This is a genomic window from Musicola paradisiaca NCPPB 2511, from assembly GCF_000400505.1.
Lineage (GTDB): Bacteria > Pseudomonadota > Gammaproteobacteria > Enterobacterales > Enterobacteriaceae > Musicola > Musicola paradisiaca.
The window spans coordinates 1,296,110-1,308,326 of sequence record NZ_CM001857.1 but is presented as its reverse complement, the minus strand read 5'-3'; the positions used below and the strand labels follow the sequence as shown (position 1 = coordinate 1,308,326).

Genomic DNA, 12,217 nt, shown 5'->3' with positions numbered 1-12,217 from the left:
CTGCGTTTTCTACCGCTCCAATATGGATGTAGAAACGGCAACGTCTCTCGTCAAATAAATAAGCGACTACTATACGCCAAATTCACCTGTACGGTTCACGCTTAGCGGGAATATCCCCCAGCCCCGCGCGACCTCACTGATAGAGGCTCCGGCCGCAACGCTCTGACGCATCAGCTCAGCACGAATCGTTTATGCCGAACATCATGGATAAGCAGGGCTGGGAGCCTGACGGTATATGAAGAAGACACGCTCGCGGATCTGAAATCATCATTATCAGGGACAAAACAAGAATACGAATGGATATGAACGTCGATGTATATCCTACGCCTGACCATCGTGCCTAAAGCGCTATTTGAAAATATGAAGGAGAGATATACGGAATTGGTGGGTCGTGCAGGATTCGAACCTGCGACCAATTGATTAAAAGTCAACTGCTCTACCGACTGAGCTAACGACCCACATTTTATGCTGCTTCAGCGATTCAGCTTCACCTCGGCAACGGCGGCATATATTACTAATATAATTTTTCCGTGCAACCTATTTTTCCAAAAAAAAATTCAACTGCTTATAGCTTAAACGTTAAGGAGCAAAAACCAGCCATATCGCACAGTTTTTGCTCCTGACACAGATTACAAACCCGCCAATCGCTTCTGAGCCTGTTTAGCGCCATCCGTATTAGGGTAATTTTTAACCACTTGCTGATAAATGGCTTTTGCCTTATCAGACTGGCCTTTTTCCTGCATGATGACACCGACTTTGAACATAGCTTCCGATGCTTTCGGTGATTTGGGGTAATTTTTGACGACGTTGGCAAAATAATACGCTGAGTCGTCCTTTTTGCCCTTGTTATAAAACAGCTGACCCAGCCAGTAATTGGCATTTGGCTGGTACGTGGAATCAGGATATTTTTTGACAAAATTCTGGAATGCTGTAATAGCCTGATCGTACTGTTTCTTCTCAAGCACCAAAGCGACAGCCGCATTGTAATCGCTATTGACATCGCCGGTACTGGCCGGCGCAGCAGACGCATCAGCACTCCCCCCAGATGCGATGCCGTTATCTACCGTTCCCGACGAAGCTGATGCGCTGCCAGCGGACGATGCAGCCGGAGTACCAGCGGATCCCCCCTGAGAACTCAGACTATCAATCTGCTGATAAATCTGTTTCTGACGTTCAACCACCTGATTCAGCTGATACTGGTTCTCCTGGATTTGACCACGCAAACCATCAATATCACGCTGAGTATCGGCAAGCTGTTGCTGAAGTTGGGTGAGAAGCTGACTATGAGCATTGGAAATACGCTCAAGAGAGGTGACTCGATCTTCTATCGAGCCTGAGCCGACATTACTGATTGGCGCCTGGGCAGTAGCGACCCAGGGGGCCGCTACGCCAACCAGTAACGACAGACCCAACAGGTGACGTCTGAAGTTACTGTTCATGCGATGCTCTTAATATACCAGAACGGCACGACGGTTTTTGGACCAGGCAGCTTCGTCATGACCCAGAACAGCCGGTTTCTCTTTACCATAAGAAACCACGGAGATCTGATCAGCAGAAACGCCTTTACCCTGCAGGTACATCTGGACAGCGTTGGCACGACGTTCGCCCAGCGCAATGTTGTATTCCGGAGTACCGCGTTCGTCCGCATGACCTTCAACAGTCACTTTATAGGACGGGTTGCTGCGCAGGAATGCAGCGTGGGCATCCAGCATCTGAGCAAAATCAGGACGAATGTCGTACTTATCCAGATCGAAATAAACGATGTTGTTACGCTGCAGTTCCTGCATCTGCAGGCGAGCCTGCTCAGCAGAGGACATATTGCCGCCGTTTTCCAGACCTGCACCACCGTTCAGGGAAGATTGGTCGTTATTGGCATGTTTGTTGGAGCTACATGCGGCAACAGCCAGCACCGGCAGAGCCAACATCAGGCCTTTCAGCACTTTATTAAATTGCATTTCTATATCCTTTAAATAGGTTATTTTACATGTTTTCATTAGAGATACGGCGACCAGGCAGGAAATCTGACCTGACCATCAGTAGCCGGAAGACGCGCTTTGAAACGGCCGTCCGTCGAAACCAACTGCAGCACGGATCCCAGCCCTTGCTTCGAACTGTAGATTACCATGGTGCCATTAGGCGCGATACTCGGCGTTTCATCCAGGAACGTGTCCGTCAGAACTTGAACGCCACCCGTTACCAGATCCTGTTTAGCAATGTGTTGAGCACCGCTATTGGAGCTCACCATCACGATAAATTTGCCATCACTGCTGACCTCGGAATCCTGGTTCTGAGCACCTTCCCAGGTCAGACGCTGCGGAGTGCCGCCATTAGCGCCAATTTTATAAATCTGGGGGCGCCCGGCCTGGTCAGAAGTATAGGCCAGCGTTTGACTATCCGGGAACCAGGTTGGCTCGGTGTTATTGCTACGGCCATCCGTGATCTGCGAGATTTGCCCCGACCCAAGGTTCATTACATACAGATTCAGACTACCACTCTTGGAAAGAGCGAACGCCAGTTTGCTCCCATCCGGAGAAAATGCCGGGGCGCCGTTGTGGCGGGGAAAGGAAGCCACCTGACGAATATCGCCATTGGCAAGCGTTTGAATAACCAGTGCGGAACGGCCACTTTCGAAAGTCACGTAAGCCAGTTTGCTCCCATCCGGAGACCAGGATGGCGACATCAACGGTTCGGGAGAACGATGAACGACAAACTGGTTGTAGCCATCATAGTCCGCAACGCGAAGCTCATAGGGATACTGGCCGCCATTCGTCTGGACAACGTAAGCGATACGTGTGCGGAAAGCGCCTTTGATTCCCGTCAGTTTCTGAAAAACTTCATCACTGGCAGTATGCGCGGCATAACGCAGCCATTGTCTGGTCACTTTGAACTGATTCTGCGCCAATACACTCCCTGCGCTGCCGGATGTATCGACCAGTTGGTAGGAAATCAGATATCCGTCAGCTGTTGGCTGAACCTGCCCCACAATAACCGCATCAATACCAAGCGCGGTCCAGGCTGCTGGGGTAACTTCAGCAGCCGTTCCCGGTTGCTGCGGCATACGGCTGGGGTCAATAGGGTTGAACTTGCCACTATTGCGCAAGTCAGCCGCGACAATATTGCCAATATCTTCCGGCACGGCACCACCGGCTGATTTGAACGGAACAACGGCAATCGGTCGAGCAGAATCGACCCCTTGGGTAATTTCAATGCGGACTTCTGCATGCAACACAGCAGCCCACAGCATCAGAAAACTCAATGCAATTTTTAATGCCTGCTTCATCTCATCTCCCTTATCCTGGCTCCAGAGCCTACGATAATCTGGCAGCGTTTTAACAATCTGTACTCACCAAACACGACAACATCTGCCGTCCGCCATCGTCATAATCTGAATCTATGACCAACAACAGGATTATTGCGGTTTAAAATCTATTGGTGCGTTCTTGAATGCGTCATAAACATCCGAGCTTGGTGGTTTAGGTATACGAGCCTGTTTAGCTGCCGCAATTGCAGCCTGGCACAGCGCAGGATCGCCCCCTTCCGTTTTCACATCAATCAGCAAACCATCGGGAGCCAGCCGGATACGCAACGTACAAGTACGCCCCTTGTATGACTCCCAATCATAAAATTTACTCTGAATAGCAGACCGGATCTGACTGCCATAGCTATCAAGCGCAGCGCCGGACGCGCCACTTTTCTTATTATTACCAACACCAGCAGGAGCACCACCGCTGGCCGCACTACCGCCGCCTTTAGGTGCATTCTTCGATGCAGCCAGGCCTCCCAGCAAATCATCGACTTCGCCCGCCTGCTTCGCGGCTGCCGTGGCGGCCTTTTTCTTGTCATCTGCGGCTTTCTTAGCCGCAGCAGCGGCCTCAGCCGCATTTTCTTTAGCGTCGTCTTCCGCTTTCTGTTTCGCTTCCGCCGCAGCTTTTTGCTTGGCTAACTCGGCGGCTTTAGCCTTAGCCTCTTCCTCAGCCTTTTTCTTGGCCTCCGCTGCCGCTTGTTTCTTCGCGTCGTCTTCCGCTTTCTTCTTGGCTTCTGCAGCAGCCTGTTTTTTCGCTTCGTCTTCCGCCTGCTTCTTCGCTTCAGCAGCCGCTTTCGCCTGCTGTTCAGCCTCAGCCTTCGCTTTGGCTGCCGCCATTTCCGCCTGCTTCTGCTGCTCACGCGCTTTTTGAGCGGCATCTTCCGCCTGTTTACGCTGCTCAGCCTGTTCCTGTGCCTGCTGTTTCGCTTCTTCCTGAGCTTGCAAGCGCTCCTTTTCCAACTCTTTCAAACGCTGTTGCTCGGCAGCCTGTTTCTCCAGCAACTCCTGAGCTTGCTGGTCAGCCTGTTTCTTTCGAAGCTGTTCGGCCCGGCGAACATCACTTTGCTGCTGTTGCTGGCGATTGTATTGGTCGACCACTGCACCAGGGTCAACCATCACCGCATCGATGGATGACCCGCCGCCACCTGCACTGGCGTCGTCCATCTTCTGATTCAGTGAACTCAGGATCAGCAACACAATCAGAATGACGTGCAAGACGGCCGATATAATAATGGCGCGCCTTAGCTTATCGTTTCGTTCGTTTGCCTTTTGCACAAATGGTTCCCAAAAACAGTGTTGCCAGAAAAATGACGATTCATCATTTATGGACTCGCCAGAATCAGATCGGTTGTGTCATCAGCCCAACGGATTTGACACCAGCCTGATGCAATAAATTCAATGCTTTAATGATCTCATCATAGGGAACATTCTTGGCGCCACCGATCAAAAATACCGTCTTCGGGTTGGCAGATAGACGCGATTGGGCCTCTGCCACTACCTGCTCAGCAGGTAGCTGATTCATCCTGTTATGGTCAACCACCAGACTATATTGCCCAATACCGGAAACCTCGACGATGACAGGCGGATTGTCCGTGCTGGAAACTGTTTTAGATTCCGTGGCATCAGGTAAATCAACCTCAACACTTTGAGTGATAATTGGTGCAGTTGCCATAAATATGAGCAGCAACACCAGCAGTACGTCCAGCAAGGGGACAATATTGATCTCGGATTTCAGCCCCCGACGGCCGCTACGAACACGAGCCATAGGACCTCCCGTTTAACGATTGTTTTCGCTGGAGAATGCCTGACGATGCAGAATAGCGATGAACTCTTCCATAAAGTTATCGTAATTCTGTTCAAGCTTGTTTACACGCTGGTTGAGACGGTTGTAAGCCATAACAGCCGGGATAGCGGCAAACAGACCTATTGCCGTCGCTATCAGTGCTTCGGCAATACCGGGAGCCACCATTTGCAGGGTCGCTTGCTTTACTGCGCCCAGAGCAATAAAGGCATGCATAATCCCCCACACTGTACCAAAAAGACCGATGTAAGGGCTGATGGAACCCACCGTACCCAGGAAAGGAATATGAGTTTCAAGCGTTTCCAGTTCACGATTCATGGAAATACGCATTGCGCGGGATGCCCCCTCAACCACCGCCTCCGGGGCATGGCTGTTCGCTCTATGCAGACGGGCAAACTCTTTGAATCCCGCGTAAAAAATCTGCTCAGTACCGCCCAATGTTTCGCGATGGGACTGGCTTTCCTGATACAAACGAGAAAGTTCGATACCAGACCAAAATTTGTCTTCAAAAGCTTCCGCATCACGTGTAGCCGCATTCAAAATTCGAGTACGCTGAATGATGATTGCCCATGAGGCGATAGAAAAACCGATTAAAATTAGCATGATAAGTTTCACCAGAAGGCTAGCCTTCAGGAACAAATCAAGAATATTCATGTCAGTCACTGCTTAAACTCCGCGACGATAGACTTGGGAAGCGCAATGGGCTTCATTTGTGATGGATTAATGCATGCGACCAAAACCTCAGCATGGCTCAGCAGATTGCCATGTGAGTCAAGAATGCGCTGTGAGAACGTCAGAGAAGCGCCGCGTAGTGAAACAATCTCGCTCTGTACTTCCAGCAGGTCGTCAAGGCGGGCTGGTGCAAGATATTCAACTGTCATTTTACGAACGGCGAAAGCGATATGCTCGCTCATGAGTGTACGCTGATGAAAACCATGTTCACGCAGCATCTCAGTACGAGCTCTCTCATAAAAGGCCACATAGCGCGCATGATAAACTACACCACCTGCATCTGTGTCTTCATAGTAGACGCGCACGGGCCAGCGGAACACTTTATTACTCACTCTACATCCCGGTAATGCAATAAACCCCGCTACTATACGCAAGAGGGTTAAGGTTTGGAATGGGTTCTTTGTACAGGCAGGTAAATAATTATGGGTTGCGAACAACCCATAACTAAAAGGAATGAAAAGGAATATTACAGAAAATAGTAATACAATCCTGCGCCCAGGATCACGAAGGCGGGCAGAGGAGAGAAGAAGGCCTGCCAACGAATACGTCTGGGTCGAAACCCCGTACCATGAACCACTCCGGCGCACACTGCCCAGATGAGAAATAATCCCTGCCAGACAGCCAGAGAGCTGGTTCGTGCCGCAAAACGGGCTGGTTCCCAGAACACACATCCGGCCAGCGACAAGGCCATGATCAGGGAAAGGGCCCGTAACGGGCCCTTATCCATCAGACGATACAAATGTTCAATGAAGATACTCATTGCGGCTTATTCTTGTCCGCGCTGCTTACCTCGCTCTGTTCCAATGCCAGAGCAGTGATAACGCCCAGTGAACAAGCAAGAAGCGTTCCCAGAATCCAGGCAAAATACCACATAAATCAGGCTCCTTACTCAATACAAAGAATGTGTGTTCTGTTCAATATGCTCTTTGGTGATCCGTCCGTACATCTTGTAGTAACACCATATGGTGTAGGACAACACAATCGGCACGAAAATAATGGCCACAATGGTCATCACCTTGAGCGTCAGCAAGCTGGATGTGGCATCCCACATGGTTAGGCTCACATTCGGCACCGTCACAGACGGCATAATGAACGGGAACATGGCGATACCGGCAGTCAGAATCACGCCAGCGATACTTAACGAAGAGAACAGAAACGCCAGGGCGCCTTTACCCGCACGCGCGGCCGCCAGAGTCACCAAAGGTGATACCGCCCCGATCAGCGGGAACAGCCACAGCACAGGGTAATGGTTGTAATTGGTCATCCAGGCACCGGCCTGACGAACCACCTCTTTATGGAGCGGGTTGGATTCGGCGGCCTTATTGATTACAGACGTTATCGCATATCCATCAATGCCATTCACGACCCAAACACCGGCCAATACAAACGTAATGGTTAAGATCAGCGAAGAAAGTTGCGCTGTTGATTTCGTTCGTACATACAAATCGCCTGTCGTGCGCATCATCAGATAAGTCGCGCCCTGCGCAAGAATCATGCACAGGCTGACGATACCCGCCAGCAACCCAAACGGATTCAACAACTGGAAGAAGTTCCCGGTGTAATAGAGGCGCAGATACTCATCAACATGGAACGGTACACCTTGCAACAAATTACCGAACGCTACACCGATGACCACTGGCGGAACAAAGCTACCGGTGAAAATGCCCCAATCCCATGCATTGCGCCAGGTCGTGTTCTCGACTTTCGAACGGTAGTCAAAACCGACCGGACGAAAATACAAGGACGCCAGCACCAAAATCATCGCAATGTAAAAACCGGAAAATGCGGCGGCATAAACCATAGGCCAGGCGGCGAACAACGCACCGCCTGCGGTTATCAGCCAGACTTGGTTGCCGTCCCAATGGGGAGCAACGCTATTGATCATCACTCGACGCTCAACATCGTTACGGCCAAGCAGACGCACCAACATCCCGACGCCCATGTCAAAACCGTCAGTGACTGCGAAACCGATCAGCAATACACCGATCAGCACCCACCAGACGAAACGCAATACTTCATAATCAAACATAGTGGCCTCCTGTTACCGTGCGTTCTGAGTCGATGCAATCGGCTGTTCAAAATGATAGGCGCCGGTTTTCAGGCTGCTGGGCCCCAAACGCGCATATTTGAACATCAGATAGAGTTCCGCAATCAGGAACAGCGTATACAAACCGCAAATCAGTACCATAGAGAACAGAATATCGCCTGCCGTCAGCGAAGAGTTCGCCACTGCGGTGGGCAGCACCTCGCCGATAGCCCACGGCTGACGACCATATTCCGCCACAAACCACCCAGCTTCCACAGCAATCCACGGCAGCGGTATAGAATACAGCGCCACACGATGCAGCCATTTTTTCTGCCCGATGCGATTACGCAACACCGTCCAGAAAGAGAGCCCAATAACCAACAACATCAGAATTCCGCAAGCCACCATGATACGGAATGCGAAATACAGTGGTGCGACGCGAGGAATAGAGTCTTTGGTCGCTTGCTTGATTTGCGCTTCGGTTGCATCTGCCACATTCGTGGTATAGCGCTTCAATAACAGACCATAACCAAGATCCTGTTTATTCTTGTTAAACTCATCCCGTACAGCCTGATCGGTATTACCTGAGCGCAGTTGCTGCAACAGTTGGTAGGCCTTCATGCCATTGCGGATGCGAACCTCATGCTGCGTCATCAAATCCTTCAGGCCCGTCACGGTCTTATCCGTGGAACGTGTAGCGATCAGACCCAATACGTAGGGCACCTGAATAGCATACTTGTTCTCCATGGTATCCTGATTCGGCAGGCCAAACAGTGTGAACGCGGCTGGAGCAGGTTGAGTTTCCCACTCAGCTTCAATAGCGGCCAGTTTGGTTTTCTGCACGTCCCCCATCTCATAACCGGATTCATCGCCCAGTACGATGACTGAAAGGACAGACGCCATACCAAAGCTTGCCGCGATGGCGAAAGAGCGTTTGGCAAAAGCGAGATCACGGCCCTTCAGCAGATAGTAGGAGCTAATCCCCAAAATGAAGATTGCGCCGGTACAGTAACCAGAAGCAACGGTATGAACGAATTTCACCTGCGCAACCGGGTTAAGAACAAGGTCGGCGAAACTCACCATTTCCATACGCATGGTTTCGAAATTGAAGTCGGAAGCGACCGGGTTTTGCATCCAGCCATTTGCCACGAGGATCCACAGCGCCGACAGGTTGGAACCCAATGCAACTAGCCAGGTTACTGCCATATGCTGAACTTTGCCGAGACGATCCCATCCGAAGAAGAAAAGGCCGACAAAAGTGGACTCAAGGAAAAATGCCATCAGACCTTCGATAGCCAGAGGAGCACCGAAGATATCGCCAACATAATGGGAATAGTACGACCAGTTAGTCCCGAACTGGAACTCCATGGTCAAACCGGTGGAAACCCCCAAGGCAAAGTTGATGGCGAATAACTTGCCCCAAAACTTGGTCATATCTTTATAAACTTGTTTGCCAGTGAGCACATATACCGTTTCCATGATCGCCAGCAGAAACGCCATGCCCAGCGTTAATGGTACGAACAGGAAATGATACATCGCTGTTAAGGCAAACTGTAAACGCGACAGTTCGACTATATCAAACATCTTAACTCCTTGCTCCCCGCAGGAAGGTCCTAAGCTTGTTATAGATTCAAGCCATTAAACACCCGGCAGTAAATAACCCGAAAGAACACAACAATTGCTTCAGCACTGCTTCAATACCCTCGGAACAATTAACAACTCCAGGTGTATGAAGTTCAACTAAAGAGAAATTATAGAATTACAAACCACATACCAAAGATAAGAACATCGGTATATTACGCCTCTATAACCCCACAATAAATATGTTTTTACGTGATACAGATTGAGTTTTTGACCTCATAGTATTATCAGCGTTGCGTGGCATGTTAAGCATAATTGATTCGCCGCAATTTAAACGTATTTCAAGGAGGATATCCAGACCATATTTTTGATCTAAAACAATCTCTCCATTAAATGTTAATAAATGGCATTTTTTTATTTTAATTAAATCTCATTGTTAATTTAATGTAATTTCAAGGTTTCAATATTGATTAAATAAAAATATATATTTTGTCGTTATGAAGAAAAAAATCGAGTTGCTCACAATTATCAAACATTACATAAAAATATCTGGCTTGTTATTTTATTGTTATTATTTCAGCAATCATCTTTTTATGGGGCAGAGAAGCAATCACTATAGAGATATAGCGAAAATAATAAAAAAGGCCACCCGAAGGTGGCCAAACATGTCGAATTGAACGCACTACGAACGGTAAGCCGTATGTATTAACGATTCAACACTGACTTAACAGCCTCACCGATATCAGCCAGACTGCGCACTGTCTTCACGCCAGCCGCCTCAAGCGCTGCAAATTTGTCATCCGCAGTGCCTTTCCCACCGGCAATAATCGCACCAGCATGGCCCATACGTTTACCTTTAGGCGCGGTAACACCCGCGATATAGCCGACCACAGGTTTAGTCACATGCTCTTTGATATAAGCAGCAGCCTCTTCCTCTGCAGTTCCACCAATTTCACCAATCATTACAATGGCTTCAGTTTGAGGATCCTGTTCAAACAGCTTGAGAATATCGATAAAATTCGAGCCTGGTATCGGGTCACCACCAATACCTACACAGCTTGATTGCCCCAGCCCGGTATCCGTGGTTTGCTTCACAGCTTCATACGTTAGCGTTCCCGAACGGGAGACAATGCCAACGTTGCCAGGAAGATGAATATGCCCCGGCATAATACCGATCTTACACTCTCCTGGAGTAATAACCCCTGGACAGTTCGGCCCAATCATGCGCACACCGGTTTGTTCCAGCTTCACTTTCACCGTCAACATATCCAGTGTCGGGATACCTTCGGTAATGCAAATGATGAGCTGAATACCGGCATCGATCGCTTCCAGAATTGAATCTTTGCAGAAGGGAGCGGGAACATAGATAACGGACGCAATAGCCCCCGTTGCCTCCACCGCCTCGCGAACCGTATTGAACACTGGCAGGCCAAGATGTACGGTTCCGCCCTTACCCGGCGTAACCCCGCCTACCATCTGGGTACCATAAGCGAGCGCCTGTTCAGAGTGGAAAGAGCCCTGACTACCGGTAAATCCCTGGCAGATGACTTTAGTGTTTTTATCGATCAGAATGGACATTATTTACCCTCCGCGGCGGCAACCACTTGCTGAGCTGCATCCGTCAGGCTGGTCGCGGCAATAATGTTCAGGCCGCTATCTGCCAACTTCTGTGCGCCCAATTCGGCATTATTTCCTTCAAGACGGACAACCACGGGAACGCTGACGCCAACTTCCGACACCGCACCGATGATACCGTCGGCAATCAGGTCACACCGTACAATACCGCCGAAAATATTAACCAGAACCGCGTTCACCTTGTCATCAGACAAAATGATCTTAAACGCTTCGGTGACGCGCTCTTTCGTCGCGCCGCCGCCGACATCGAGAAAGTTAGCCGGTGCGCCGCCATGCAGTTTCACGATGTCCATGGTTCCCATCGCCAAACCGGCACCATTGACCATACAACCGATATTGCCGTCCAGCGCGACATAGTTCAGTTCCCACTGAGCAGCATGTGCCTCACGCGCGTCTTCCTGGGAAGCATCACGCATTTCACGCAGTTCCGGCTGGCGGAACAGTGCGTTGCCGTCAACACCCAGCTTGCCGTCCAGACAGACCAGATCACCTTGTTTGGTGATCACCAAGGGGTTGATTTCGACCAATGCGAGATCTCGCTCCAGAAACAACGTCGCCAATCCCATGAATATTTTGGTGAATTGTGCAATCTGCTTACCGCTTAACCCCAACTTGAACGCCAGTTCGCGGCCCTGATAAGGTTGAGGCCCTGCTAGCGGATCCAATGCCATTTTGTGAATCAGGTGGGGCGTTTCTTCCGCAACCTTTTCGATTTCCACGCCGCCTTCCGTCGACGCCATAAAAACAACCCGGCGGCTACCACGATCCACAACCGCGCCCAGATAAAGTTCTTTATCAATATCTGTAGCGCTTTCCACCAGAATCTGGTTGACCGGCTGACCGTTTGCGTCAGTCTGATAGGTCACTAAATGCTTACCCAGCCATTTCTCAGCAAAGGCGCGGATGTCTTCCTTGCTGTTGACGACTTTCACGCCACCGGACTTGCCGCGTCCGCCCGCGTGTACCTGGCATTTTACCACCCACGGCCCTGCGCCGATTTTGGATGCGGCCTCTTCCGCTTCACGCGGCGTTGTGCAGGCGTAACCGGCTGGAGCCGGCAAACCATACCGAGCAAAAAGCTGTTTTGCCTGATACTCATGTAAATTCATGATGTTCTATCCATTTAGGTTTGAAGAAT

At 50.0% G+C, this 12,217-nt stretch carries 13 protein-coding genes and 1 tRNA gene; all 14 read right to left on the bottom strand.

The window, feature by feature from the left end; all coding sequences use genetic code 11:
- Window positions 1-382: 382 nt before the first annotated feature.
- Window positions 383-458, bottom strand: a tRNA-Lys gene (locus DPA2511_RS05965).
- A gap of 171 nt (window positions 459-629) precedes the next feature.
- Window positions 630-1,439: a cell division protein CpoB gene (gene cpoB / locus DPA2511_RS05960; RefSeq protein WP_012764780.1), complete on the bottom strand. Its 810-nt coding sequence runs from the start codon at window positions 1,437-1,439 to the stop codon at window positions 630-632.
- A gap of 9 nt (window positions 1,440-1,448) precedes the next feature.
- On the bottom strand, window positions 1,449-1,955 hold the full coding sequence (gene pal, locus DPA2511_RS05955) for a peptidoglycan-associated lipoprotein Pal (RefSeq protein ID WP_012764779.1): 507 nt from the start codon (window positions 1,953-1,955) through the stop codon (window positions 1,449-1,451).
- A gap of 38 nt (window positions 1,956-1,993) precedes the next feature.
- On the bottom strand, window positions 1,994-3,280 hold the full coding sequence (tolB, locus tag DPA2511_RS05950) for a Tol-Pal system beta propeller repeat protein TolB (protein WP_012764778.1): 1,287 nt from the start codon (window positions 3,278-3,280) through the stop codon (window positions 1,994-1,996).
- A 129-nt stretch (window positions 3,281-3,409) separates the two neighbouring features.
- Window positions 3,410-4,579, bottom strand: coding sequence for a cell envelope integrity protein TolA (tolA, locus tag DPA2511_RS05945; protein ID WP_012764777.1), 1,170 nt, complete (start codon window positions 4,577-4,579; stop codon window positions 3,410-3,412).
- Window positions 4,580-4,643: 64 nt separating this feature from the next.
- Entirely contained in the window at window positions 4,644-5,069 is a 426-nt protein-coding gene (gene tolR / locus DPA2511_RS05940; protein WP_012764776.1) for a colicin uptake protein TolR, read from the bottom strand.
- Between the two features lie 12 nt (window positions 5,070-5,081).
- The gene (gene tolQ / locus DPA2511_RS05935) at window positions 5,082-5,768 is read right to left on the bottom strand and encodes a Tol-Pal system protein TolQ (RefSeq protein WP_012764775.1); all 687 of its coding nucleotides are present in this window, start codon (window positions 5,766-5,768) and stop codon (window positions 5,082-5,084) included.
- On the bottom strand, window positions 5,765-6,169 hold the full coding sequence (gene ybgC, locus DPA2511_RS05930) for a tol-pal system-associated acyl-CoA thioesterase (RefSeq protein ID WP_012764774.1): 405 nt from the start codon (window positions 6,167-6,169) through the stop codon (window positions 5,765-5,767). The genes tolQ and ybgC overlap by 4 nt, the downstream gene beginning before the upstream one ends.
- Window positions 6,170-6,303: 134 nt before the next feature.
- Entirely contained in the window at window positions 6,304-6,597 is a 294-nt protein-coding gene (gene ybgE, locus DPA2511_RS05925) for a cyd operon protein YbgE (RefSeq protein ID WP_012764773.1), read from the bottom strand.
- The gene (cydX, locus tag DPA2511_RS22650; RefSeq protein ID WP_012764772.1) at window positions 6,594-6,710 is read right to left on the bottom strand and encodes a cytochrome bd-I oxidase subunit CydX; all 117 of its coding nucleotides are present in this window, start codon (window positions 6,708-6,710) and stop codon (window positions 6,594-6,596) included. The genes ybgE and cydX overlap by 4 nt, the downstream gene beginning before the upstream one ends.
- A gap of 16 nt (window positions 6,711-6,726) precedes the next feature.
- A complete protein-coding gene (gene cydB / locus DPA2511_RS05915) occupies window positions 6,727-7,866 on the bottom strand; it encodes a cytochrome d ubiquinol oxidase subunit II (RefSeq protein ID WP_012764771.1) in 1,140 nt (379 codons plus the stop codon).
- Between the two features lie 12 nt (window positions 7,867-7,878).
- Window positions 7,879-9,447 (bottom strand): cytochrome ubiquinol oxidase subunit I, encoded by a 1,569-nt coding sequence (gene cydA, locus DPA2511_RS05910; protein ID WP_012764770.1) that lies wholly within the window; start codon window positions 9,445-9,447, stop codon window positions 7,879-7,881.
- Between the two features lie 702 nt (window positions 9,448-10,149).
- A complete protein-coding gene (gene sucD / locus DPA2511_RS05905; protein ID WP_012764769.1) occupies window positions 10,150-11,022 on the bottom strand; it encodes a succinate--CoA ligase subunit alpha in 873 nt (290 codons plus the stop codon).
- The gene (sucC, locus tag DPA2511_RS05900) at window positions 11,022-12,188 is read right to left on the bottom strand and encodes an ADP-forming succinate--CoA ligase subunit beta (protein WP_012764768.1); all 1,167 of its coding nucleotides are present in this window, start codon (window positions 12,186-12,188) and stop codon (window positions 11,022-11,024) included. Before sucC ends, sucD begins: the two co-directional genes overlap by 1 nt.
- Window positions 12,189-12,217: the final 29 nt, after the last annotated feature.